The 25,297-nt window shown below is 71.1% G+C and carries 20 protein-coding genes and 1 pseudogene; 17 read left to right on the top strand and 4 right to left on the bottom strand.

Annotated elements, in window-relative coordinates:
- Nucleotides 1-7 precede the first annotated feature (7 nt).
- The 5 genes from RLT59_RS12290 (at nt 8) to RLT59_RS12270 (ending at nt 5,561) form a co-directional block, all read left to right on the top strand.
- Nucleotides 8-931, top strand: coding sequence for an ABC transporter permease (locus RLT59_RS12290; RefSeq protein WP_311303439.1), 924 nt, complete (start codon nt 8-10; stop codon nt 929-931).
- Nucleotides 924-1,904 (top strand): ABC transporter permease, encoded by a 981-nt coding sequence (locus RLT59_RS12285; protein ID WP_311303438.1) that lies wholly within the window; start codon nt 924-926, stop codon nt 1,902-1,904. Before RLT59_RS12290 ends, RLT59_RS12285 begins: the two co-directional genes overlap by 8 nt.
- 13 nt (nt 1,905-1,917) lie before the next feature.
- Entirely contained in the window at nt 1,918-2,895 is a 978-nt protein-coding gene (locus RLT59_RS12280; RefSeq protein WP_311303437.1) for an ABC transporter ATP-binding protein, read from the top strand.
- Nucleotides 2,885-4,213, top strand: coding sequence for an ABC transporter ATP-binding protein (locus tag RLT59_RS12275; protein WP_311303436.1), 1,329 nt, complete (start codon nt 2,885-2,887; stop codon nt 4,211-4,213). The genes RLT59_RS12280 and RLT59_RS12275 overlap by 11 nt, the downstream gene beginning before the upstream one ends.
- 253 nt (nt 4,214-4,466) lie before the next feature.
- Complete coding sequence (locus RLT59_RS12270; protein WP_311307698.1) at nt 4,467-5,561, top strand: hypothetical protein; 1,095 nt, start codon at nt 4,467-4,469, stop codon at nt 5,559-5,561.
- A 29-nt stretch (nt 5,562-5,590) separates the two neighbouring features.
- Here the strand turns inward: RLT59_RS12270 and RLT59_RS12265 are convergent, their stop codons facing one another.
- Nucleotides 5,591-7,726, bottom strand: a complete 2,136-nt coding sequence (locus tag RLT59_RS12265; RefSeq protein ID WP_311303435.1) for a S9 family peptidase — start codon at nt 7,724-7,726, stop codon at nt 5,591-5,593.
- Between the two features lie 164 nt (nt 7,727-7,890).
- Here RLT59_RS12265 and RLT59_RS12260 point away from each other — a divergent pair, with 164 nt between their 5' ends.
- The 8 genes from RLT59_RS12260 to RLT59_RS12225 all read left to right on the top strand — a co-directional run bounded on the left by RLT59_RS12260 (nt 7,891) and on the right by RLT59_RS12225 (nt 15,590).
- The gene (locus RLT59_RS12260; RefSeq protein ID WP_073736631.1) at nt 7,891-8,085 is read left to right on the top strand and encodes a hypothetical protein; all 195 of its coding nucleotides are present in this window, start codon (nt 7,891-7,893) and stop codon (nt 8,083-8,085) included.
- Between the two features lie 155 nt (nt 8,086-8,240).
- Nucleotides 8,241-9,140, top strand: a complete 900-nt coding sequence (gene mshB / locus RLT59_RS12255; protein WP_311303434.1) for an N-acetyl-1-D-myo-inositol-2-amino-2-deoxy-alpha-D-glucopyranoside deacetylase — start codon at nt 8,241-8,243, stop codon at nt 9,138-9,140.
- Nucleotides 9,137-9,583, top strand: a complete 447-nt coding sequence (locus RLT59_RS12250) for a DUF6113 family protein (protein ID WP_311303433.1) — start codon at nt 9,137-9,139, stop codon at nt 9,581-9,583. Before mshB ends, RLT59_RS12250 begins: the two co-directional genes overlap by 4 nt.
- Nucleotides 9,584-10,022: 439 nt before the next feature.
- A complete protein-coding gene (locus RLT59_RS12245) occupies nt 10,023-11,927 on the top strand; it encodes a peptidoglycan binding domain-containing protein (protein WP_399125279.1) in 1,905 nt (634 codons plus the stop codon).
- 207 nt (nt 11,928-12,134) lie between these two features.
- Nucleotides 12,135-13,070 (top strand): ABC transporter ATP-binding protein, encoded by a 936-nt coding sequence (locus RLT59_RS12240; protein ID WP_311303431.1) that lies wholly within the window; start codon nt 12,135-12,137, stop codon nt 13,068-13,070.
- Nucleotides 13,067-13,804 (top strand): ABC transporter permease, encoded by a 738-nt coding sequence (locus RLT59_RS12235; RefSeq protein WP_311303430.1) that lies wholly within the window; start codon nt 13,067-13,069, stop codon nt 13,802-13,804. Before RLT59_RS12240 ends, RLT59_RS12235 begins: the two co-directional genes overlap by 4 nt.
- A 14-nt stretch (nt 13,805-13,818) precedes the next feature.
- Nucleotides 13,819-14,982, top strand: a complete 1,164-nt coding sequence (locus RLT59_RS12230) for a sensor histidine kinase (RefSeq protein WP_311307697.1) — start codon at nt 13,819-13,821, stop codon at nt 14,980-14,982.
- Nucleotides 14,979-15,590, top strand: a complete 612-nt coding sequence (locus RLT59_RS12225) for a response regulator transcription factor (RefSeq protein ID WP_311303429.1) — start codon at nt 14,979-14,981, stop codon at nt 15,588-15,590. Before RLT59_RS12230 ends, RLT59_RS12225 begins: the two co-directional genes overlap by 4 nt.
- 77 nt (nt 15,591-15,667) lie before the next feature.
- Here the strand turns inward: RLT59_RS12225 and RLT59_RS12220 are convergent, their stop codons facing one another.
- Together RLT59_RS12220 and RLT59_RS12215 are read right to left on the bottom strand one after the other, a co-directional pair.
- Nucleotides 15,668-16,351: a response regulator gene (locus tag RLT59_RS12220; protein WP_311303428.1), complete on the bottom strand. Its 684-nt coding sequence runs from the start codon at nt 16,349-16,351 to the stop codon at nt 15,668-15,670.
- Nucleotides 16,348-17,565 carry a sensor histidine kinase gene (locus tag RLT59_RS12215; protein WP_311303427.1) on the bottom strand — a complete coding sequence of 406 codons (1,218 nt, stop codon included), beginning with the start codon at nt 17,563-17,565 and terminating at the stop codon, nt 16,348-16,350. Before RLT59_RS12215 ends, RLT59_RS12220 begins: the two co-directional genes overlap by 4 nt.
- Nucleotides 17,566-17,697: 132 nt before the next feature.
- Here RLT59_RS12215 and RLT59_RS12210 point away from each other — a divergent pair, with 132 nt between their 5' ends.
- The 3 genes from RLT59_RS12210 (at nt 17,698) to RLT59_RS12200 (ending at nt 21,110) form a co-directional block, all read left to right on the top strand.
- Nucleotides 17,698-18,606 (top strand): ABC transporter ATP-binding protein, encoded by a 909-nt coding sequence (locus RLT59_RS12210; protein WP_311303426.1) that lies wholly within the window; start codon nt 17,698-17,700, stop codon nt 18,604-18,606.
- The gene (locus tag RLT59_RS12205; protein ID WP_311303425.1) at nt 18,603-19,457 is read left to right on the top strand and encodes an ABC transporter permease subunit; all 855 of its coding nucleotides are present in this window, start codon (nt 18,603-18,605) and stop codon (nt 19,455-19,457) included. Before RLT59_RS12210 ends, RLT59_RS12205 begins: the two co-directional genes overlap by 4 nt.
- Before the next feature lie 276 nt (nt 19,458-19,733).
- Nucleotides 19,734-21,110: an alpha-amylase gene (locus RLT59_RS12200; RefSeq protein ID WP_311303424.1), complete on the top strand. Its 1,377-nt coding sequence runs from the start codon at nt 19,734-19,736 to the stop codon at nt 21,108-21,110.
- Between the two features lie 93 nt (nt 21,111-21,203).
- On the opposite strand, the gene RLT59_RS12195 is transcribed toward RLT59_RS12200, so the two are convergent.
- A complete protein-coding gene (locus RLT59_RS12195; RefSeq protein ID WP_311307696.1) occupies nt 21,204-22,202 on the bottom strand; it encodes a L,D-transpeptidase in 999 nt (332 codons plus the stop codon).
- Between the two features lie 385 nt (nt 22,203-22,587).
- Here RLT59_RS12195 and rph point away from each other — a divergent pair.
- A pseudogene (rph, locus tag RLT59_RS12190) lies at nt 22,588-25,195 on the top strand (rifamycin-inactivating phosphotransferase).
- Nucleotides 25,196-25,297 lie beyond the last annotated feature (102 nt).

Raw genomic sequence — 25,297 nt, 5'->3', positions numbered from 1 at the left:
GGGCGACATGGGGCGTTATGTGATCCGTCGTCTGCTCCAGATGATTCCGGTCTTCATCGGAGCAACGCTGCTGCTGTTCCTGATGGTCAACGTGATGGGCGACCCGATCGCGGGCCTCTGCGGCGACCGGCAGTGCGACCCGACGACGGCCGCCCAGCTGCAGAAGGAATTCGGGCTGGACAAGCCCGTCTGGCAGCAATACCTGACCTACATGGGCAACGTGTTCACCGGCGACTTCGGTACCGCCTTCAACGGGCAGAAGGTCACCGAGCTGATGGCGTCCGCCTATCCGGTCACCCTGCGGCTGACCATCGTCGCGATCCTGTTCGAGATCATTGTGGGCGTCACGCTCGGCGTCATCAGCGGACTGAGGCGGGGCCGCGTCGTCGACAACTCGGTCCTGGTCGCGACGCTCGTCGTGATCGCGATCCCCACCTTCGTCACCGGCTACGTACTCCAGTACCTGCTCGGGGTGAAATGGTCCGCCATCTCCCCGACGGTCTCCTCGGAAGCGCCGTTCGACGAGCTCATCCTGCCCGGCCTGGTGCTCGCCTCGGTCTCCCTCGCCTACGTCACCCGCCTCACCCGGACATCGATCGCGGAGAACTCCCGCGCCGACTACGTCCGCACGGCCGTGGCGAAAGGACTGCCCAGGCGCCGCGTCGTCGTGCGACACCTGCTGCGCAACTCGCTGATCCCGGTCGTCACCTTCATCGGTACGGACATCGGCGCGCTGATGGGCGGCGCGATCGTCACCGAGCGCATCTTCAACATCCATGGCGTCGGATACCAGATCTACCAGGGCATCCTGCGGCAGAACACCCAGACCGTGGTCGGCTTCGCGACCATCCTGGTGCTGGTCTTCCTCATCGCGAATCTGGTTGTCGACCTCCTGTACTCCGTACTCGACCCGAGGATCCGTTATGCCTGAACCTCAGCCCGAGCCCCAGAACGCGATTGCCGGGACCGGTGCCGGCGGAGCGGCGGACCTGGGCATGAGCGAGGGCACCACGCTGGAGGGCACACCGGAAAACCCGGAGGGCGGCGCGCCCAGGGAACGGGCCGGGAGCCTGTGGGCCGACGCCTGGCGCGACCTGCGCCGCAACCCCGTCTTCATCGCCTCGGCCCTGATCATCGTCTTCCTGGTCATCATCTCGATCTGGCCCTCGCTGATCGCGTCCGGCAACCCCCTCAAATGCGACCTCGCCAAGGCCCAGCAGGGCTCCCAGCCCGGCCACCCCATGGGGTTCAACGCGCAGGGCTGCGACGTCTACACCCGGGTCGTCTACGGGGCGCGGGCCTCCGTCACCGTCGGCGTCTGCGCCACCCTCGGCGTGGCGCTGCTCGGCGGGCTGCTCGGCGGACTCGCGGGCTTCTTCGGCGGGGCCTGGGACGCCATCCTCTCCCGCGTCACGGACATCTTCTTCGCCATCCCCGTGGTGCTCGGCGGTCTGGTCCTGCTCTCCGTGGTCACCAGCAACACCGTCTGGCCGGTCATCGGCTTCATGGTCCTGCTCGGCTGGCCGCAGATCTCCAGGATCGCCCGAGGCGCGGTCATCACCGCGAAACAGCACGACTACGTGCAGGCGGCGCGCGCCCTCGGAGCGTCCAACTCCCGCATGATGCTGCGGCACGTCGCCCCCAACGCGGTCGCGCCCGTCATCGTCGTCGCCACCATCGCGCTGGGCACGTACATCGCGCTGGAGGCGACGCTCTCCTACCTCGGCGTCGGACTGAAGCCCCCCACGGTCAGCTGGGGCATCGACATCTCGTCCGCCTCGCAGAACATCCGCAACGCCCCGCACATGCTCCTCTGGCCGGCCGGCGCGCTGGCGATCACCGTGCTCGCGTTCATCATGCTCGGCGACGCGGTGCGCGACGCCCTCGATCCCAAGCTGCGCTGAGGAGTCCGCTGCCATGTTGCTCGAAGTGCGCGATCTGCACGTGGAGTTCCACACCCGGGACGGGGTCGCCAAGGCCGTCAACGGGGTCAACTACTCGGTTTCCGAGGGTGAGACGCTCGCCGTGCTCGGGGAGTCCGGCTCCGGCAAGTCGGTCACCGCACAGGCGATCATGGGCATCCTCGACATGCCGCCGGGAAAGATCAGCGGCGGCGAGATCCTCTTCAAGGACCGCGACCTGCTCAAGCTGAAGAAGGAGGAGCGCCGGAAGATCCGCGGCCAGGAGATGGCGATGATCTTCCAGGACGCGCTCTCCTCCCTCAACCCCGTGCTGACGGTGGGGGAGCAGCTCGGAGAGATGTTCGTGGTGCACCGGGGGGCGTCCCGCAAGGAGGCGAAGGCCAAGGCCGTCGAACTGATGGACCGGGTGCGCATCCCGGCCGCCAAGGAACGCGTCGGCAACTACCCGCACCAGTTCTCCGGCGGCATGCGCCAGCGCATCATGATCGCGATGGCGCTGGCCCTGGAGCCCTCGCTGATCATTGCGGACGAGCCGACCACCGCGCTCGACGTCACCGTCCAGGCCCAGGTGATGGACCTGCTCGCGGAGCTCCAGCGCGAACTGAACATGGGCCTGATCCTGATCACCCACGACCTGGGCGTCGTCGCGGACGTCGCGGACAAGATCGCCGTGATGTACGCGGGCCGGATCGTCGAGACCTCACCCGTCCACGACATCTACCGGGCACCCGCGCACCCCTACACCCAGGGCCTGCTCCGCTCGATCCCGCGCCTGGACCAGAAGGGCCGGGAGCTCTACGCGATCAAGGGGCTGCCGCCCAACCTGCTGCACATCCCGCCCGGCTGCGCCTTCAACCCGCGCTGCCCGCTGGCCCAGGACGTCTGCCGCACCGACGTACCGCCGCTGTTCGACGTGGCCGAGAACCGTCAGAGCGCCTGCTACTTCTGGAAGGAGACGCTCGATGCACGCTGATCACTCGGGGCGCAGGGAAGCGCGCCAGGAGGGCGAGGTGGCACGCGCCCTGCTGGCCAAGTCACGCGAGACGAGCGCCCAGGCGGGCAAGGAACCGATCCTGGAGGTGCGCGACCTCGTCAAGCACTACCCGCTCACCCGGGGCATCGTGATCAAGAAGCAGATCGGGGCGGTCAAGGCGGTCGACGGGGTCTCCTTCGACCTGGCGGCCGGCGAGACGCTCGGCATCGTGGGCGAGTCAGGCTGCGGGAAGTCGACCGTCGCCCGGCTGCTCGTGCACCTGGAGGACCCGACGGCCGGAATGATCCGGTACAAGGGCGAGGACATCACCAAGCTGTCCGGCCGCGCCCTGAAGGCGGTGCGCCGCAACATCCAGATGGTGTTCCAGGACCCGTACACCTCGCTCAACCCGCGGATGACGGTGGGCGACATCATCGGGGAGCCGTACGAGATCCACCCCGAGGTGGCTCCCAAGGGCGACCGCCGGCGCAAGGTCCAGGACCTGCTCGACGTCGTCGGTCTCAACCCGGAGTACATCAACCGCTATCCGCACCAGTTCTCCGGCGGCCAGCGCCAGCGCATCGGCATCGCCCGCGGCCTCGCGCTCAACCCCGAGATCATCGTTGCGGACGAACCGGTCTCGGCCCTCGACGTCTCCGTCCAGGCGCAGGTCGTCAACCTGCTGGACCGGCTCCAGTCGGAGTTCGACCTGAGCTACGTGTTCATCGCGCACGACCTGTCGATCGTGCGGCACATCTCCGACCGGGTCGGGGTGATGTACCTGGGCCGGTTCGCGGAGATCGGCACCGACGAGGAGATCTACGAGCACCCCACGCACCCGTACACCCAGGCGCTGCTCTCCGCCGTGCCGGTGCCGGACCCGATGGCGCGCGAGTACCGCGAGCGGATCATCCTGCACGGCGACGTGCCCTCGCCCGCCAACCCGCCCTCCGGCTGTCGCTTCCGCACCCGTTGCTGGAAGGCGCAGGAGCGGTGCGAGCTGGAGGTGCCGCTGCTGGCCGTCCCTGCGGTCTTCCGGCTGACGGACACCCCGGCCCGGCACGATTCGGCCTGTCACTTCGCGGAGGAGAAGCGCGTGGTGCCGCCGGAGGGCACGCTGGAGGCGGCACCGGGGGAGGGCGGTCCCGGTCCGGACGTGGAACAGGTGGACAAGGAAGCCCGCAGGCCGCCGGCCTCGTCCCCGCAACCGCCGGTCCCGCCCGGCGGGGACGGTGCGGACGCCGGGGACGCCGGAACCGGCGGGCCCCCGGAGACCGGTGAGGCGCCGCCGCCGTCCGGCAGCAGCCGGGCCGGCTGACCCGCGCACGCGTTAACGCACGGGCAACTCGCGCGTCGCACGTCCGATATACGGACCCGTCACCATGGACGACGTACGGCCGTGCGGGTGCCGTGGGCCGGCCGGGGGGCGTCAAGTCCCCCGGCCGGCCGCCCGACAGGACCGCGCCGTCATGGCCCTCTTGTCGGGAGACCGGGCTCGGTGGAGTATCGCCGGTGTGATACTCACGCGGGGAGCAAGAGTCACGGGTTCCGTCCTCTGTGGCGTGCTGGCGATGATCGTCGCGAGCTGGCTCGTACGGGACATCAGGGCAGTGGAGTTCGACGGGCTGCTGCGTTACTGGGCCGGTTTCCCCGATGCCCACCCCCGCGCGCTGGCCGCGACCACGGCCACGGACGCCGTGCTGCTCGTGCTCTATGCGGTCGCCGCCGTCGCCGCGCTCCGCTCCGCCGTCGCCGCCACGGTGCTCGTCGCCATCGGAGTGGTCACGGTCGCCGTACGGCTGCCCGGACTCTGGAACATCGGCAGCCGGGCGATGGAGTCGTCGTACTCGGACGACCTGCGCACCCGGGCGCTGATCAGTGCCTTCGCCGCCCTCGCGGCGGGCATCGCGCTCCTCATCACCGCCGGGGCCGGGCGGCGTCCGCCGGACGGCTCCCACGAGCAACTGCCCACCCGGCCGGGGCCGGGCGCCTCGGTCACGGCGTTCCTGCTGCTGTGCGCGGCCGGCGCGGTGCTGGCAGCCTGGGAGATCCGCCAGGCCGTGAAGTACCCGGAGCTCTTCCCCGACTGGTACCTGGGCGGCGACCGGCTCGCGCACGGGCTGGCCGATCCGCCCGTGGGCTGGGCGAGCGCGCTGACGGTCCTGCTCTGCCTGTTCGCGGGGGTGAGCGCGCTCTCCCACGCCGTGCACTCAAGGCCGTTCGGCCTGGTGGCGGCCGCGCTCCTGCTGCCCGGCGGGGTGTCGGGCGTGGCCCTGACCGTGCACTACGAACTGTTCGACCACTTCGGTTCGCTGTCGACCGAGACCCAGCTCACGCTGGCCAGCTGGTTCTTCGAGACGTTCGTCGCCGTCCTGGTGCTCATCGCGCTGGCACCCAGGGGCTTCGCGGACCTCCCCGGCTCACCGGCACCGGGGTACGGCTCCGGGTACGGGCAGCCGGGGTACGGGCAGCAGGGGTACGGCACCCCGGGATACGGAACACCTGGGTACGGCTCCGAGGCGCACCCCGGACCGGAAGACGCCGGCCAGAACCCGGGGCAGCGGCCGCCTGCCCCGGGACCGGGTTACGGATACCCGCAGGGCGGTGGCGGTGGCGGCGGCTTCGGACCGCCCCCACCGCCCTCCCAGCCGCCGCCGGGCTGGTAGCGGGGAGGTCTCCCGCCCGGACGGAGGTCCTACGCGGCCGGGCCCGCCAAGGACCGCTTCAGGAAGTCCACCTGGAGCAGCAGCAGGTTCTCGGCCACCTTCTCCTGCCGGGGCAGATGCGTCACCCCGCTCAGCGGCAGCACCTCGTGCGGCCGCCCTGCGGCCAGCAGCGCGGAGGACAGCCGCAGCGTGTGCGCGACCACCACGTTGTCGTCCACCAGCCCGTGGATGATCATCATCGGCCGTGCCTGCTCGGCGGCGTGCGACAGCCCCTCGTCGGTGACCAGCGAGTTGTCCGCGTACACCTGCGGCTGCTTCGCCGGGTCCCCGAGGTAGCGCTCGGTGTAGTGGGTGTCGTAGAGCCGCTGGTCGGTCACCGGGGCGCCGACGATCGCCGCGTGGAAGACGTCCGGCCGTCGCAGCGCCGCCATGCCGGCCAGGAATCCGCCGAACGACCAGCCCCGGATGGCCACCCGGTCCAGATCCAGCGGGAACCGCTCCGCGAGCGCGTGCAGCGCTTCCACCTGGTCGTCGACGGTGAGGGCGATGTTGTTCTTGACCGCCTTCTCCCAGCCGGGGGAGCGGCCCGGGGTGCCGCGGCCGTCCGCGACGACCACGGCGAAACCCTGGTCCGCGAACCACTGCGAGGTGAGATGCGTGTTGTGGGCGGCGACCACCCGGCGGCCGTGCGGCCCGCCGTACGGATCCATCAGAACCGGAAGCGGACCATCCGATTCCTTGTACCCGGTGGGGAGTAGCACGGCGCACGGAATCCGCCGTGCGCCCCCTTCGGTGAACCGCGCCCGGACGGAGAGCACCGGCTGCTCCGCGTGGTTCGCCACGGTGGTGATCCGCTTGCCGTTCCGGAGCACCTGGGCGGTCGTTCCCGGCCGGTCCGGGGAGGTGGACACCAGCACCGTCACCCCGCCGGCCCGGACCGCGGTATGCACGCCCACGCCCTTCGAGACCCGCTCCACGCCCAGCTCGTTGACCCGGTAGACATGGGTCTCGCCGATCTCCGGCGCGGCCGCCGTTTCCCCTGCGGAGGCCGCCACCAGGATGTCCGAGCCGCCGATGTCCAGCACCGACTGGATCTGCAACTGCGCCCCGGTCAGCAGCCGGTCACCGACCGCGAGGACCCGCGCCCCGCCCTCGTCCGCGATCCGGACCAGCCGTCCGTCCGGCGCCCACGCGGGCACCCCCGGGAACAGGTCCAGCCAGACCGGGTCCTCGTCGACGTGCACGGTGCGGGTCGTGCCGGTCTCCGGGTCCACCGCGAGATGCAGCTGGCTCTGCTGGTCACGGGCCTGCACCAGCAGCAGCGGCGCTCCTGCGGACGACCAGTGCACCCGGGCCAGATAGGGGAACCGCGCCCGGTCCCAGACGACCTCGGTGCGCTCGCCCGTCAGGTCCACGACGAAGAGCCGCACGTCCGCGTTGGGCGTACCGGCCGCCGGGTAAGCGATCTCGGCGGGCTTGCGCTCCGGCTCTGCCGGGTCGGAGATCCACCACCGCCGCACCGGGCTGTCGTCGACCCGGGCGACCAGCAGCCGGTCCGACTCGGGCGACCACCAGAAGCCCCGTGAGCGCTGCATCTCCTCGGCCGCGATGAACTCCGCGAGGCCGTAGGAGACCTCCGCGTCCTCCGGCTCCGCGAGCGCCCTGTCCTCCTCGCCGCCGGACCCCACGACGCGCAGGGCCCCCTTGGACACGTATGCGATGTGTCGTCCGTCCGGGGAGGGGCGGGGGTCGGTCACCGGACCGGGCACGGGCAGCGCACGCGCCGTGCCCGCCCGCAGCCGGGCGATGTACACCTTCCCGGAGAGCGCGAACGCGGCCAACTCGGCGGCCCCGTCCAGCGCGTAGCCCACGATCCCCGACGACCCCTCGCGGCTCCGCTCGCGCCGGGCCCGCTCCTGCGCCGAGAGCCGCTCCGCCGAACCGCCCAGCAGCACCGCGGGATCGGCCACCACGCGCTCTCTCGGTGCGTCGTCGCCGGTCAGGTCCAGGGTCCAGAGCTGGCTCGCGCTGTCGGTGCCGGAGCCCGAGCGCAGGAAGACCACCCGCTCACCATCGGGTGACACCGTGAACGCGCGGGGTGCGCCGAGGGTGAATCGCATCGTCCGGGCCTGCTGGAGCGGAAAGGTGATCTCTGACGAAGTCATGACCCGAACCTATCGGCCGGCCCCGGGCCGTGCGCCCCTCGTGCTGCTGTGCCCCGACCAATGCCTTGCCACGGATAGTTATGATCCATAGCGCTCGGTGGGTATGAACCTGCTGGCTCCATGCGTGCTGCCCGTCCCGACCGTACTGATGGAGGTGAACCGCCGTGGCACTCTCGATTTCGGCGGTGGTGCTGCTGGCGATCGTCGTCTTCCTGCTGGTCCGGAAATCCGGACTGAAGGGCGGACATGCGGTGGTCTGCATGCTGCTCGGTTTCTATCTCGCCAGCTCGTCCATCGCGCCCACGATCTCCGAGGTGACGACGAACGTGGCGGGCATGATCGGAGGGCTGAAGTTCTGACGGCGGCAGGCGACCGCCTGCGAAGGTGCCGAGCTGTGACGGCTGCGAGCCGCGACGGTGCCGAGCTGTGACGTCGGAGGGCGTCCGCGGTTCGTCGGCGCCCGGAGCGTGGGCGCCGTCGGTCATCGGGGCCGTCGGCTCGTAGGGTGGTCCCCATGACGGACCTTCCCGCCCGGCGTCTGCTCCTGGTGCACGCGCACCCCGACGACGAGTCGATCAACAACGGCGCCACCATGGCCAGGTATGCCGCCGACGGCGCCCTGGTCACGCTGGTGACCTGCACGCTCGGTGAGGAGGGCGAGGTCATCCCGCCCGCGCTCGCGCACCTGGCGGCCGACCGGGACGACGCCCTGGGCCCCTGGCGACAGCGCGAACTCGCGGCGGCGATGAAGGAGCTGGGGGTCGCCGACCACCGCTTCCTCGGCGGCCCCGGCCGGTTCCGCGACTCCGGGATGATGGGCGCGGAGCAGAACGACCGTCCGGGCGCCTTCTGGTCCGCCGACGTGGACGAGGCCGCCGGGTACCTCGTGGAGGTGATCCGCTCGGTCCGCCCCCAGGTCCTGGTCACCTACGACCCCGACGGGGGCTACGGACACCCCGACCACATCCAGGCGCACCGGGTCGCGACGTGCGCCGCCGAACTGGCCGCGGACCCCGGGTACCGAGCGGACTCCGGCGCCCCGCACACCATCGCCAAGATCTACTGGAACCGGGTTCCGCGCACCATCGCGGAGGACGCCTTCGCGAACCTGCGGGCCACCGCCCCCGACACCTTCTCCGGCATCGCCGCGCTCGACGACGTGCCGGGTGTGGTGAACGACACCCTGATCACCACCGAGATCGACGGCACCGCCCACGCGGCGGCCAAGGCCGCAGCGATGCGGGCGCACGCCACCCAGATCGCGCTGAGCGGATCCTTCTTCGCTCTTTCGAACGATCTTGGCCAGCCTGTTCTCACCACCGAGTACTACGAGTTGGTGAGCGGCACTTCGGGCGCGGCTCCCGGGACGCGGGAACACGATCTCTTCGCCGGTGTGACGGGAGCGGACCAGTGAGCGGCAGCAGGTCGCGGGCCGCGCGGACCAACGCGCCCCCGAGGGACATTCAGGCCACCGGCCTGGCCGCTCCGCCCAACCCGCGCCGGATCGCCGCCCTGCTGGGCCTCGCGGTGCTCGGCGCGATCGTCGGTATCGCCGGAGCTCTGGTCCAACCCGCCTGGTTCCCGGGCGGATTGCTGCTGGCACTGCTGGCGACCGGCGGACTCTTCTACGGCGGCCGGTGTCTCATGGGCACGCAGCCGGGTGCCCTGGCGCCCGCCGCGGGGTGGCTGATTTCTGTTGTAGTTCTGCTGGGTGGCCGCCCCGAAGGGGACTACGTATTCGGTGACGAACTGGGCCTCGCCCTCTTCATGCTGGGCGGGATGGCCGCCGCTGTGATCTGTGCCACCATGTCGCGGTCACCCCAACCGGGTGCCGACAGCGGCCGACCTGGCAAGTAATGTGCCACGTCCGATCCCGTAATGCCCCCTGTCCGTCCGGGGGGTGCGCAGTCGTTTCCCCCGGTGGCGGGGTGTCTGTCGGCCGTGGCCAGTAAGGTGGTTCGCGCGCCCAGCACCCTCCTAGCCGTCCCCTGGCCTGCGGCACGGGGAAGTAGGGCGACGGAGCCAATCGGGAGAACCTGCTTTGAGTCGTGAAACTGACAGTTCGTCCTCCGGGCCCCAGGGCCGCGGGGGAGCCGCGTACCCCTCGGGTACGCCGCCGTACGGATCCCGCCAGTATCCGTCGCTGCACCCTTCTCAGGATGCCCCGGAGGAGACCCCGGAGCCTGCGGACCCGTCCCAGCCGGAAGAGCCGAGGACGGAGACGACGCTGACGACGCGTATCCGGATCAACATCCCCGGCTCGCGTCCGATCCCGCCGGTTGTCATGCGTACGCCCATGAGCGACGCGGACGGCGGCCCCGGCAACGAGCGCACCGGCAACTTCCCGCGCCCGGGTCAGGCCGCGTCCAACGGCGCACAGGGCACCCCCGCGGCACCCGGGTCCGAGCCCGACGGCTCCGCCCCGGCGGCGGAACCCGCCGCGGAGAAGCCGGCCCGGGAGAAGAGCGGCAGCGACTGGTTCGCACCCCGCAAGCCCCCGACTGCCGCCCCGGCGGACCCGTCCGCGAACGGCGCGCCGGGCAAGCCGTCGCCCGGAAGCGGTACGAACGGTGCGGGCTTTGCCGCGAACGGTTCCGGGGACCGGGCGGACGGTCCGGGTGGTGACCGGGGCACCCCGCCCGCCGGTACCCCGCGCGCCGATCTGCCGTACTTCTCGGACGGCCCGCAGCGCGGCGGCGAGCCGGGCGCACCCGGCTCCGGCGAGTTCGGAGCGGACGGCCCCGGCGGCCCACGCTCCACGCCGAACCTCGGCATCCGTACGCCGGGCCCGTCCGGGCCCACCACGGGACCGGCCGGCGGCACCTCCCCGCTCACCCCGAACCTCGACGGACCGGGCCCCTTCGCCGGGGCCTTCGCGCCGCCGGACTCCGGACCGGCCGGACCGGCCGGACCGGCCGGACCGCAGACACCCGGTGGCCCCGGGGGTGCCGGTGGCGTTCCGCCGCGGATGTCCGACGACACCGCGGTGCTCACCCCGCAGTTCCCGGCCGGTCCCGGCTCCGGCTCGGGCGACAACGTCTCGGGTGACACGCTGACCAGCGGCATCCCCGTCGTCCCGGCGGAGCGCCGCACGGCGGGGCCCCAGTCGCCGTTCCAGGGCCCCGATCTCACCCCGCGGATCCCGGATAACCCGATGGGCACCGGACCGGCCGGGCCGGGCGGGTTCGCGCAGGCGCCCGAGCCCGCCGCCCGTACCGCTCCGGAGCCCGCCGCGGCGAGGGCCCCGGCGAAGAAGGGCCGTTCGAAGCTGGTCCTGCTCTGCGTGGCCGCCGTCTGCCTGCTCGGAGTCGCGTACGGCGCCGGGCTGCTGATGAACCACTCCGACGTCCCCAAGGGCACCACCGTCCTCGGCGTCGACATCGGCGGCGGCACCAAGGAGGACGGTGTCGAGAAGCTGGACGCCGCCCTCGGCGAACGGGCCAAGGCCCCGCTCCAGCTGAGCGTGGACGGCAAGAAGACGCAGCTCGCACCGGACAAGGCCGGGCTCTCCCTGGACAGCCAGGCGACCGTGCGCGCCGCGGCGGGCAGCGACTACAACCCGGTCTCGGTCATCGGCTCGCTCTTCGGCGGCAAGCGTGACATCGACCCGGTGATCCCGGTCGACCAGGAGAAGCTGGGCGTCGCGCTGACCGACTTGGCCGGTGCCTCCGGCTCGGCCAGCAACGGCACGATCAAGTTCGTCCCGGGCAAGGCCGTCGCCGTACCCGGCAAGGCGGGCAAGGCGCTCGACGCCAACCAGTCGATGGGCTCGGTCCGCGACGCCTACCGCGCCCAGGTCGAGACGGGCCGCTCCGCCACCGTCGAGTTGCCCGTCACCACCCGCCGGCCCACCATCAGCCAGGCCGAGCTGGACCGGGCGATGAAGGAGTTCGCGGAGCCCGCGATGTCCGGCCTGATCACCATCAAGGCCGGCCCCAAGGTGATCCAGTTCGGCCCGGACAGGTCGCTGCCGAAGATCCTCTCGATGGTGGCGGTCGACGGCAAGCTCGTCGAGCACTACGACAAGAAGGCCATCGACACCCTCTGCGAAGGCGTCTTCGACGGCATCATGATCACCAAGGCTGACGGTTCGAAGCACCAGCTCAGCGCGGACGACGTGGCCTCCGCCATGAAGGGCGCGCTGCTGGGCAAGACCCCCGTCGAGCGCACCGTCACGATCGACCTGAACGGCAACGGCTGACACCGGCCCGCACCGCATCACAGGCACCGCGCCACAGACACCGCCCCCGACCGACCCCGGCCGGGGGCGGCGTCGTGCGCCCGTACGGCCCCGGCGTCGGGTATACGGCCCGCGCGACCCGTCAGCCGTACGGCATGACATCTGTCATCCCGGATTCACGACCCGTGACCCTGCCGCGCGCGTACCCCGTTCGGCCAGGCTGGACCCATGACAACGAAAGCTCCAGAAGCCACCGGGGCGAAGACCGCCGTGGTCAGCTTCGACCAGGTCAGCAAGGCGTACGGCGACGTACGTGCCGTGGACGGGCTCACGCTCGACCTGCACCCGGGCGAGACGGTGGCGCTCCTCGGACCGAACGGCGCGGGCAAGTCCTCCGCGCTCGACCTCCTCCTCGGCCTGCGCACCGCCGACTCCGGTACGGTCCGGCTCTTCGGCACGACCCCGCAGGCGGCCATCGCGGCAGGCCGGGTCGGCGCGATGCTCCAGACCGGCGGACTGATGGAGGAGGTCACCGTCGGGGAACTGGTCGGACTCGTCTGCGATCTGCACCCCAAGCCCTACCCGGTGGAAGACGTGCTGGCGCGGGCCGGTATCGCCTCGATCGCCGGCCGCATGGTCAACAAGCTCTCCGGCGGTCAGGAGCAGCGCGTACGGTTCGCGCTCGCCACCGCCGGGGCCAACGACCTGATCGTGCTCGACGAGCCGACCACCGGGATGGACGTCACCTCCCGGAGCGCCTTCTGGGCCACCATGCGCGAGCAGGCAGAACAGGGCCGGACCGTCCTGTTCGCCACCCACTACCTCGAAGAGGCCGACGCCATCGCGGACCGCGTACTGGTCCTCCACAAGGGGCGGATCCTCGCCGACGGCACCGCGGCCGAGATCAAGGCCATGGCCGGCGCCCGCCGGATCTCCTTCGAGCTGGAGGGACCGGTCGACGAAGAGGCCCTGCGCGCCCTGCCGTTCCTCTCCGCACTCGACGTCACCGGTCGCCGGGTCCGTATCCAGTCGCACAACGCCGACGCGACCGTGCACGCCGTCTACGGCCTCGGCCTCTACCCGCGTGAGCTCGAAGTCGCGGGTCTCGGACTGGAGCAGGCCTTCGTCGCCATCACTGAGGCCGAGGAGGCCAGGACCCGATGAACACGCTGATCAGGCTCGAAGTGACCCGCACCCTGCGGAACAAGAAGTTCATGTTCTTCTCGATCATCTACCCGTCGGTGCTCTACGTGCTGATCTCCAGCACCCAGAACACCACCGACAAGGTGCCCACCGATCTGACCCTGCAGTCCTTCTTCATGGTCTCGATGGCCTCCTTCGGCGCGCTGACCGCCGTGCTGATGGGCAACAGCGAGCGCATCGCCAAGGAGCGCGAGAAGGGCTGGGTCCGCCAGCTCCGGCTGACCGCGCTGCCCAGCCGCGGCTACGTCCTGGCCAAGATCGCCAGCGCCGCGATGGTCACCCTGCCCTGCATCGTGGTCGTCTTCCTGGTCGCCGCCTCCGCCAAGCACGTACGGTTCGACCTCTGGCAGTGGCTGGCCCTGACCGGCCTCATCTGGGCGGGTTCGCTCGTCTTCGCCGCTCTCGGGGTGGCCATCGGCTACCTCGCCAGCGGTGACGCGGTCCGCCCGATCACCATGATCATCTACTTTGTGCTGTCGATCCTCGGCGGCCTGTGGATGCCGTCCTCCACCTTCCCGCAGTGGATCCAGAACATCTCCGAGTGGCTGCCCACGCACGCGTACGCTGCACTCGGCCAGTCCGTCGAGATGGGCGGCGCGCCGCATGCCAAGGACATCGTCATCCTCTGCGTCTACTTCCTGCTCTTCGCGGGCGGAGCGGCCTGGCTCTACCGGAAGGACACCTTGAACGCGTGAACGAGGACGACGAGATGTCCGTGGGCATGGGGCGCCCGCCCACGAACGCGAGACAGGCGGGGACGAAGTTCCTGTGGATCGGTATCTGGCTCGCGTTCATGAGCGCGCCGGTCAAGGACCTGGTGGACGGCGAGCACACCTCGTGGGCGACCGGACTCGGCGCCCTCGGACTGGTGGTCTTCGTCGGCGTCTATCTGGTCCTGGTCTTCCGCCACACCTCGAAGGCGCTCGACCCGTTCCGGGTCCGCGCCGCTCTCGCCTTCCTCGGGGCCCTCGCGGTCCTGCTGTCCCTGACGCTCGGTGCGCCATGGCTGGTCCTGTTCGTGTACGTGTCGGTCTCCGTCGGCGCCACCCTGCCGCTGCGGGCCGCGCGTTGGCTGATCCCTGCCGTCGCCGCCGTGCTGGTGGCCATCGGCACGACCCAGGAACGCTCCCGCGAGATCATCACGGCCCTGGCCTTCCCCGCCCTGCTCGGCGGCTTCGCGATGTCGGGCATCCGGCAGATGATCCGCACCACGATCCAGCTGCGCGAGGCCCGCGCCACCGTCGCCCAGCTCGCCGCGAACGAGGAACGGCTGCGGCTCGCCAGGGATCTGCACGACCTGCTCGGCCACTCCCTCTCGCTGATCACCCTCAAGAGCGAACTGGCCGGGCGGATGCTCCCCGGCCACCCGGAACAGGCGGCCGCTCAGGTCGCGGACATCGAACAGGTCAGCAGGCAGGCCCTGGTGGACGTGCGCAGCGCGGTCACCGGCTACCGCCGCCCGACCCTCCCCGGTGAACTGGCCGGTTCCCGGACCGCGCTGGCCGCCGCCGGGATCGCCGCCGCCATTCCGGCCGAGCCGCCCGGGGACCTCCCCGAGAAATCGGAGGAGGTCCTCGCCTGGGCCCTGCGGGAAGCCGTCACCAATGTCGTACGCCACAGCGGTGCCCGCAGCTGCGAGGTGACCCTCGCTCCGCGCCAGACCCTGGACGGGCGGGTCCTCGAACTCACCGTCTCCGACGACGGCCGCGGCGCCTCCGGTACGGCACCCGGCAACGGCCTCACCGGCATCGCGGAGCGCCTCGCCACCGTCGGCGGGACGCTGGCCACCCGGGCCACCGACACCCGTTCCGGGAAGGGCTTCACCATCACCCTCAGCGTGCCGGTCGGATCCGACCTAGGATTCCCGGAATGAGCATGATCAGACTCCTCCTCGCCGAGGACCAGTCAATGGTGCGCGAGGCCCTGGCGGCGCTCCTCGGCCTGGAACCCGACATCGAGGTCGTCGCGCAGGTCGCTCGCGGTGACGAGGTACTGGCCGCGGCCCGGGAACACCGGATCGACGTGGCCCTCCTGGACATCGAGATGCCCGGCATGACGGGCATCGAGGCGGCGGCGGAGCTGCACCGCGAACTCCCCGGCGTGAAGGTCGTCGTCGTCACCACCTTCGGCCGCCCCGGCTACCTCCGCCGCGCGATGGAGTCGGGCGCCGACGCGTTCCTGGTGAAGGACGCCCCGGCGTCCCAGCTCGCGGCAGCGGTACGCAAGGTGCTCGCCGGTGAACGCGTCATCGACCCGACCCTTGCGGCCGCCGCCCTCGCGGACGGGGCCAGCCCGCTGACCGACCGGGAGCGCGAGGTACTGCGCACGGCGGCGGACGGTTCCACCAACGCGGAGATCGCCGCGGTGCTGCACCTCTCCCAGGGCACGGTCCGCAACTACCTCTCGACGGCGATCCAGAAGCTGGCGGCGCGCAACCGTGCGGAGGCGGTCCGGATGGCACGGGAGAAGGGCTGGCTCTGAGCGGGAGCCCGGCGGCCCGGAGCTGTCCTCAAGCCGAGTCGCGGACACGGGCGCGGCCGCGGGCGGAGCCGGGGACGTCACCGGCCCGGTGACACGAGCCCGGCCTCGTACGCGATGATGACCAACTGCACCCGGTCCCGCGCGTCGAGCTTGGCGAGCAGCCGGGTCAGATAGGTCTTTGCGGTGGCGACACTGATGAACAGCCGCTCCGCGATCTCGGCGTTGGACAGCCCGCTGCCGACCAGCACCAGCACCTCGCGCTCCCGGTCGGTGATCGCGGTGAGCGGCCGCGACGGCGACGCGGAGGCGGGACGGCCCGCGAATTCCTTGATCAGCCGCCGCGTCACGCTCGGCGCGATCAGGGCGTCGCCGGCCGCCACCACCCGGACCGCCGCCAGGATGTCGTCCAGCGCCATGTCCTTGACCAGGAACCCCGCCGCCCCGGCACGCAACGCCCCGTAGATGTAGTCGTCGTCGTCGAACGTCGTCAGGACCAGCACATGCGTGCTGCCGCCCCCCGCCGTGATCCGCTCGGTGGCCTCGATGCCGTTGAGCCCTGGCATCCGGATGTCCATCAAGACGACGTCCGGGGCCAGCTGTTCGGTCAGCAGTACCGCCTCGTCACCGGTGCCCGCCTCGCCCACCATCTCGATGTCCGGGAGGTCGGCGATCACCATGCGCAGGGCGGCCCGGATCAGTGGCTGGTCGTCGGCGAGCAGCACCCGGATCGAAACCGGGTCCGTCGCGTCCTGGTCGCTCACGCCGCGTACTCCTCGGGCACCGGCAGCCGGGCCGTCACCCGGAAACCGCCCTCCGGGCGCGGGGCGGCGGTGAACTCGCCGTGCAGCAGAGCGACCCGCTCCCGCATTCCGATCAGCCCGAACCCGCCGTCCGTCACCTTGCCGGGGCCCCGGCCGCCGTCCGCGACCTCGATGGCGAGTTCCTCGCTGCCGTACTCGACGGACACCCGGCAGGAACCGGTGGCCGCGTGCCGCACGACGTTGGTCACCGACTCCTGGATGATGCGGAACGCCGACAGATCGATGTCCGGGGGCAACGGCCGCCGCGCGCCCTGCCATCGGACATCCACCCGGACCCCGGCCGCGGTGGTGGCCCTCGCCAGCCGCTCGATGTCCGCGAGGCCCTCCGTGGGGTGCAGCGGCGCCGCCTTCCGCTCCGGCTCCTCGGGCGCCGACACGTCCTGCCGCAGCGCACCGAGCATCCGGCGCAGCCCCGAGAGCGTCTCCCGGCCCGCCGTCTCCACGGCGTGCATCGCCTCGCGGGCGGCGTCCGGCTGGGTGTGCACGACCCGGGCCGCCGCTCCCGCCTGGAGGGCGATGATGCCGACGCTGTGCGCGACCATGTCATGCATCTCCCGGGCGATGCGCAGCCGTTCCGTTATGACCGCCTGATCGGCGGCCCGCGCGGCCAGCCTCTCGCCGTGCCGGCGGGTCTCGTACGCCGAGCCGCCCACCAGCCAGGCGACGACCGCGGTCAGAGCGACGACCAGCTCCGCCGACGTACCGATGCGCCACCCGGCCAGCAGCCGGACGGCCAGGAATCCTGCGAGGACGCCGAGCGACATCAGAAGGGCGGCGAGACCGGTCCGGCGGGACCGGGAGGCGGTGATGAAGTACAGCGCTGCATCGGCGGCCAGGAACTGCGCGAGCGGTATCTCCCCCACACCCAGCGAGAACGTGGCGGTCGTGGCGGCACCCAGCAGGAGCGCCAGGCCGGTCAGCGGACGCCGCTCCATCACCAGGCAGCCGCCCGCGGCCAGGGCCGTGGCGAGCAACTGGGTCAGCAGACCGTCCCACCGGTACAGCAGCAGTCCGGGCCGGACCGAAGGTTCGAACTCCCCTGGCAGCTGCACCCGCACGAGGAAGGTGAGCAGCACGCCCGCGTACCAGGCCATGCCCACCCACCAACCCGGCGGTACGCGCTTGAGCAGGGGAACGGAGAGTGAGGGGGACATGCGCCGATCGTAACCACCGCTCTCCCGGCCGGCATCGGACCACGGTTGTACACCCCTGGCTGACACCCCGCCCGGCGGGTGTCACCGACGGTCCGATGACGAACGCGGTTGGCGGACGGCACCGTTGGGACCGTGATCGAAGTCAACGCACTGACCAAACGGTACGGCGCGGCAACCGCCGTCAAGAACCTCACCTTCACCGTGCGGCCGGGTGAGGTCACCGGCTTCCTCGGACCGAACGGGGCCGGCAAGACCACCACCCTGCGCATGCTCCTGGGCCTCGTCGAACCCACCGTCGGAACGGCCACCCTGCGGGGACGGCCGTTCCGCGACCGCCCGCGCGGGCTGCGCCACGTCGGCGCCCTGCTCGACGCGGGTGACGTCCACGGCGGCCGTACCGCCCACGCCTACCTCGCCGTGCTGGCCCGGAGCAATGGCATCCCGCGTGCCCGGGTGGACGGACTACTGCGGGAAGTGGGCCTCGCCGGGGTCGCCCGCCGACGCATAGGCGGCTTCTCGCTCGGGATGCGCCAGCGGCTCGGCATCGCCACCGCGCTGCTCGGCGACCCGCCGGTGCTGCTCTTCGACGAACCGCTCAACGGCCTCGACCCGGAAGGTGTTCTCTGGGTGCGCGGGCTCTTCCGACGGCTGGCGGCCGAGGGCCGTACGGTGTTCGTCTTTAGCCACCTGATGACAGAGATGGAGCACACCGCCGACCGTCTCGTCGTCATCGGACGCGGCGAACTCATCGCCGCCGAGAGCCTCTCCGCCTTCGCCGCCCGGGGCACCCGGATGAGCGTGACCGTGGGCACCCCCGATACCGCCGCCCTCGCCCCGCTGCTCACCGCGGAGGGCGCCTCGGTGGAACAGGACGGCGACCGGCTCACGGTGACCGGTCCGACCGCCACCAGGATCGGTGAACTGGCCTTCCGGCACCACGTGATGCTGAACGAACTCACCCCATCCGGAGCGTCGTTGGAGGAGGCGTTCATGGAGCTCACCGCCGACAGTGCCGACTACCTCGCAGGAGACCCCCGATGACCACGGTGAGGACCGCACCCGCGGGCCACCTGACACAGGACGAGCCCCGCGCCAGCTTCGCTGATCTGCTGGCCGCCGAGTGGCTCAAGATGTGGTCGCTGCGCTCGACCCCCTGGCTGTACGTGATCACCGCCCCGGCCGTCATCGCGTTCAACGCCGGTACGGCGTACGACCATTACAAGTACTGGTACCAGCACGACGGGCAGAGCCGTACGTCGTTCGTCGCCAACGGCATACCGCTCGTCGACGCCTTCACCGCGAACTCCGCCATGGTCCTGGTCCTGGCTCTGGCCACGATCGGCGCGCTGTCGGTCACCGGCGAGTACGGCACCGGACTGATCCGCACCACGTTCACCGCCGTCCCCGCCCGGCGTTCGGTGATGGCCGCCAAGGTGCTCGTCCTCGCGACGGTCACCACGGTCTTCGGCGCGCTCGGCTCCGCCGCCTCCTTCGCCTCGGCCCAGGCGATACTCTCCGGCCGCGACGCCTCGGTGTCCCTCGGTCATCCGGACGCGCTGCGCGTTGTCGTGGCCTCCGCGCTGCTCGCGCCGGTGGCCGCGCTCGCCGGACTGGCGATCGGCTCGGTGATCCGGCACACCGGGGGCGCCGTCGTCAACTGTGTAGTGGTGCTGCTCCTGCTGCCGATAGTCCTGAGCTCCCGCCGCCACCTGGCGGCGGTGCTCCAGCACACCCTGCCCTTCAGTGCGTGGGAGCGCCTCACGAGCACGCGGATGCAGCGCTCCAACGACCTCTTCCCGTGGGGGACCGGGGGAGCGTGGACGGTCTACGCTCTCTGGGCACTGGCGGCGGGCGTGCTGGCGGTGTTTGCGGTGCACCGCCGGGACCAGTGACGACGGGGACCCGTCGGGCCCCGCGACGGCGGCGGACCGGCCGGGCCGGTGGTGGCGGAGGGCAGGTCGTCGGCCGCGCGGCATCCCACCCCACCCGGCTACCCAACTCGCTGTCCCTGCAAGTTATTTCAGAAACATGCTGGAAATCCTTGCGTCACCTCTTGACGTGTTCATAGCTGGAACGGCAGGCTCCGAACTCCCCCCACGGTGGCCAGGCGCGTGGCTGCCCACGCCGGGTACGGGCTCCGCCCGTACCCGCGACCGAAGGAGCCGCAGATGAGTTCCCGCGCCGCTCGCGCGACACTGGCCGGACTGCTCGCAGCCGCCGGTATCACCGTCCTCGCCCCCTGGACCTCCCAGGCGGCCCCACCGGGCGAGAAGACCGTCACCGCCACCCTGTTCGAGTGGAAGTACGACGCGGTGGCCCACGCCTGTACCGATTCGCTCGGTCCGGCCGGCTACGGCTACGTCGAGGTCTCGCCCGCCTCGGAGCACATCCAGGGCGACCAGTGGTGGACCTCGTACCAGCCGGTCAGTTACCGGATCGCCGGTCGCCTCGGTGACCGCGACGCCTTCGCCTCGATGGTGGAGAGCTGCCACTCGGCCGGGGTGAAGGTCGTCGCGGACGCCGTCATCAACCACATGTCGTCCGGCTCCGGCACCGGGACCGGCGGCACGGCGTACACGAAGTACGACTACCCCGGGTACTTCCAGGACCAGGACTTCCACGCCTGCCGCAAGGACATCAGCGACTACGGCGACCGCGACGACGTCCAGAACTGCGAACTGGTCGGGCTTGCCGACCTCGACACCGGCAGCGACGCCGTCCGCACGACGATCGCCGGCTACCTCTCCGATCTGCGCGGCCTGGGCGTCGACGGATTCCGCGTCGACGCCGCCAAGCACATGGCGGCCGATGACATCGCCGCCATCAAGGGCAAGATGGCCGACCCCGGCTTCTGGGTCACCGAGGTCATCTACGGCGGCGGCGAGGCCGTGCAGCCCGACGAGTACACGGGCGTGGGCGACGTCGACGAGTTCCGCTACGGCGGCCACCTCAAGAGCGCCTTCCAGGGCGGCGGTGTCACCGGCCTGAAGGACATCGCCGACGGCAAGCTGCCGAGCGCGAACGCCCGTACGTTCGTCGACAACTGGGACACCGAGCGCAACGGCTCCACGCTGACGTACAAGGACGGCGCGGCCTACACCCTGGCCAACGTCTTCATGCTGGCCTCGCCCTACGGCTCCCCGAACGTCTTCTCCGGCTACGAGTGGTCGGACAAGGACGCCGGCCCGCCCGACGGCGGCGCGGCGGCCTGCGGCAGCGACGGCTGGACCTGCACGCACGCACAGACCGCCATCACCGGAATGGTCGGCTTCCACAACGCCACCGAGGGCGCCCAGCTGACCGACTGGTGGGACAACGGATCGTCGGCCATCGCCTTCGGCCGCGGCGACAAGGGCTTCGTGGCCATCAACAACGGCGACGACGCCCTTGAGCAGTCGTTCACCACGTCGCTCCCGGCCGGCACCTACTGCAACGTGGCCCAGGCCTCCCCGGACGCCTGCGACGGCAACACAGTGGAGGTCGGGGACGACGGCACAGTGACCGCGTCCGTCCCGGCGAAGGGCGCGCTGGCCCTGCACGCCTGAGACGCTCCCGCGGCCCACATGCGGCCGCCCGGCGGCTGGGGTCCAGGACCCCGGCCGCCGGGCGGAACGCTCAGCCGGACAGGCCGTGTCCCGCTACAGCGAGGCCGTCGTCTTCGCGCCGCTCGCGCTTCCGTCCAGCCACTGGGGCCACGAGAGGTTGAAGGACGCGTAGCCGTTGTCGGCCGACGCCTTGGCGCGCGGGGAGCCGGTGACCGTGACGGGGTCGCCCTGCTTCACCTGGCCGTAGAACCACTTCGCGTCGGCCAGCGAGAGGTGCACGCAGCCGTGCGAGCCGAGGGCGCTGCCGCTGCCCGGGTTGGTGTCACCGGTGGAGAAGTGGACGTAGGTGCCCGACTGGGTGAGGTGGATGTCCCAGGGGAGGGTCAGGTCGTAGTAGTTCGCATCGCCCTTGTTGCAGCTGATGCCGACACTGCAGGACGTCATGTGGACCTTCTCCTGCTTGTCGATCACCGCCATAGTGCCGTTCCAGGTCGGGTACTGGGCGCTGCCCGCGTTGATGGAGAGCGTGCGCACCGTGGCGCCGTTACGGGTGACCTTCATGGTGTGACCGGTGACAGAGGCGTCGGCCCGGACGTCGTCGCCGATGGTGAAGGAGTGGGTGTAGCCGTGCGTGCCGTAGCGGCCGCTGCCGTTGGAGACGTCCTTCAGATCGGCGTCGATGCGCACCTTGGTGCCGGACTTCCAGTAGTCCTTCGGGCGCCAGTCGACCCGCTTGTCGCCCATCCAGTGCCAGGCACCGGTCGTGGGGACGGATGCGGAGATCTTGAGGTGCTTCTCGATGTTCGAACGGGCCGAGGTCGCCACCGGGTTGGTGAAGACCACGGAGACCGGCATGGCGACGCCGACCGTCGCCTTGTCCAGCGGCGCGATCGTCTCCAGCAGCATCGGCGGACCCGTGGGATGCGTGTGCGTCGGGGACGGGTGCGCGCTCGCGGACGCCCCGCCGGAGGAGCCGCCCTTCCCGTTTTCGGAGTCGGCCGAGGCCGATCCCTTGCCACCGCAAGCGCTCGTCCCCGCGAGTACCGCGCTCACCAGCAACGCGACCCCTATAACGCCCTTGCCCCGCCGCATGTCCTGCTCCGCTCGCGTCACTACTTCAAGGATTCAACATTTATAGAGACATGGAGCAGCCCGGCGCGGTTGCGGGTGGTGTGTAAAGCGCGTACCAAGTCCGCCACCGGGCGGCGGCGGCGCGAAATGAGAAAGGCAAGGAGAAGAGAGTCTCCTTGCCACTCTCAACTTATAGCGCACAGGGGGGGGCTTGCGGCAAGGCCCGGTACAGGTCGCAGAATCGTCGCTCGTTGCCGCGACCTGCGGAAATCGGCGGGCGCGCGTGTGTTGCTGCCGACGCGGGCGGGACACGGTGACGTCGAATCATGGGTGGGACCGGCAGCGTGGTGGCGGGAGTGCGCGGCGCCCGGCTCGTCGGAGGGAAGAACAGGCAGGAATGGTGGCGATGACCGATAGTTGTGTGCTGGATCTTCAAGACGTCGATGAGACGCGGACCGAGGCCGTCGGCGGCAAGGGCGCCCATCTGGGCGCGCTGTCGCGGATCGAGGGCATCCGGGTGCCGGACGGTTTCTGCGTGACGACGGACGCCTTCGGGCGGATCATCGCGCGGGCACCGTCGCTCGACGCCCGGCTCGAACAGCTGTCGCGGCTGGACCCGGACGACCGGGAGGCGGTCCGCACACTCAGCGCGGAGATCCGCCGCACCATCGAGGAGACCCCCGTCCCGGACGCCCTCGCGACGGGGATCACCCGCGCGCTCGGCCGGCTCGGTGCGGGAGCCGCCTGCGCCGTCCGGTCCAGCGCCACGGCGGAGGACCTGCCGACGGCCTCGTTCGCCGGCCAGCAGGACACGTATCTGAACGTCGTGGGCGCGGCGGAGGTGCTCCGGCACGTCAGCCGGTGCTGGGCCTCGCTGTTCACCGAGCGGGCCGGTCATCTACCGCCGGCGCAACGGCATCGACCACCGCACGGTCCAGATGGCCGTGGTCGTGCAGCGGATGGCCCTCCCGGAGGCGTCCGGCATCCTCTTCACGGCCGACCCCGTCACCGGCAACCGGAAGACGGCCACCGTGGACGCCGGCCTCGGCCTCGGTGAGGCTCTGGTCTCCGGCCTGGTGAACCCGGACGTCTTCACGGTGCGGCACGGCGAGGTCGTCGCCAGGACGATCGCCGCCAAACAACGCGCCGTCCACGCCCAGCCCGGCGGCGGCACACGGGAAGTGGAGATCGCCCCCCGGCAGCAGGAGCGGCCCGCGCTGACGGACGAGCAGGCCGTGCGGCTCGTCGGCCTCGGGCGACGGATCGAAGCGCACTTCGGCCGCCCGCAGGACATCGAATGGTGCCTGGCCGACGACGACTTCCAGATCGTCCAGAGCCGGCCGATCACGACGCTGTTCCCCATCCCCGAGGCCGGCGACCAGGAGCATCACGTCTACGTCTCCGTCGGCCATCAGCAGATGATGACCGACCCCATGAAGCCCCTCGGGTACTCCATGTGGCAGCTGACCGCCATGGTGCCGATGCCAGAGGCGGGCGGGAGGCTGTTCGTCGACGTCACCCAGCGCCTCGCCTCACCCGAGAGCCGCGCCGCCCTCCTGGACGTCATGGGGAAGGGCGATCCGCTGGTCCGGGACGCCCTGGAGACCGTCCTCGACCGAGACGGCCTGCTGCCGCCGACCCCGGACGCGGCCCCCGCCGGCCCGTCGGCGCACGGGGACGCCGTCCCGGACGGGCCGGAGCCGGACATCGTCCCCGAGCTGATCGAGCGCAGCCGGGAATCCGTCGCCGCCCTGGAGCGCGACATCCGGACGAAGAGCGGACCCGAGCTGTTCGACTTCCTGCTGGAGGCCTTCGAGGAGCACAAGCGGGTCCTCGGGGACCCGCTGAACTTCCGGGCGATCATGGCGGGGATGGAGGCCACCTGGTGGCTCAACGACCAGCTGCTGGCTTGGCTGGGCGAGAAGAACGCGGCGGACACCCTGACCCTGTCCGCTCCCGGCAACATCACCTCGGAGATGGGACTGGCGCTGCTCGACGTCGCGGACGTCGTCCGCCCCCGGCCGGAGGTCGTGGCGTTCCTGCGGGACGCGGAGTCCGTCGACGACGCGGCCTTCCTGGGCGAGCTGGCGAAGGTCCCGGGCGGTCCCGAAGCGCGCGAGGCCATCGAGGACTACCTCGGCCGGTACGGGATGTGCTGCGCCGGCGAGATCGACATCACGCGGCCGAGGTGGAGCGAGTGCCCCACCACCCTCGCCCCCGCGATCCTCGACAACGTCCGGAACTTCGCGCCGGGCGCCGCCGAACAGCGCTTCGAGCAGGGGCGGCAGAAGGCGCTGCACAAGGAGCGGGACGTGCTGACCCGGCTGCGGGCCCTGCCCGACGGGGACCGGAAGGCCGACGCGACGAAGCGGATGATCGACCGGGTCAGGGCCTTCATCGGGTACCGGGAGTACCCGAAGTACGGCATCGTCAGCCGCTACTTCGTCTACAAGCAGGCCCTGATGGCGGAGGCCGAGCGCCTCGTGCGGGCCGGGGTGCTCCCCGAGAAGGAGGACGCCTTCTACCTGACGTTCCAGGAACTCCGCGACGTCGTGCGCTCGGAGGTGGCCGCTCACCGGCTCATCGGTGAGCGCAAGGGCGCGTACCGCTCGTACCTGGCGCTCACCCCGCCCCGGGTGCTCACATCGGATGGTGAGGCGGTCAGCGGGGCGTACCGCCGCGACGACGTGCCGGACGGCGCCCTGGCGGGTCTGCCGGTGTCCGCCGGGACCGTCGAGGGCCGGGCCCGCGTCGTCCTCGACATGGCGCAGGCCGATCTCGAAGCGGGCGACATCCTGGTCACGGCCTTCACGGACCCCAGCTGGTCGACGCTGTTCGTCGGCATCGCGGGCCTGGTGACGGAGGTCGGCGGACTGATGACGCACGGCGCGGTGATCGCCCGGGAGTACGGACTGCCGGCCGTCGTGGGCGTGGCGGGGGCCACCGGGCTGATCAGGGACGGTCAGCGGATCCGCGTGCACGGAACCGACGGGTACGTCGAACTCCTGCCCTGACCGCCCGATGGCCCCGGACAGCAGTGTGCCCCGCCGTAGGTACCGACGGGGCACACCGCGCTGTCCGGGCGGGGACCGGGACCACCGAAGGGCCGTGACCCG

Source organism: Streptomyces sp. ITFR-6 (assembly GCF_031844725.1).
In the GTDB taxonomy this organism is placed as follows: Bacteria; Actinomycetota; Actinomycetes; order Streptomycetales; family Streptomycetaceae; genus Streptomyces.
The sequence above is the reverse complement of the archived record's forward strand: the minus strand, read 5'-3'. Positions and strand labels throughout refer to the sequence as shown.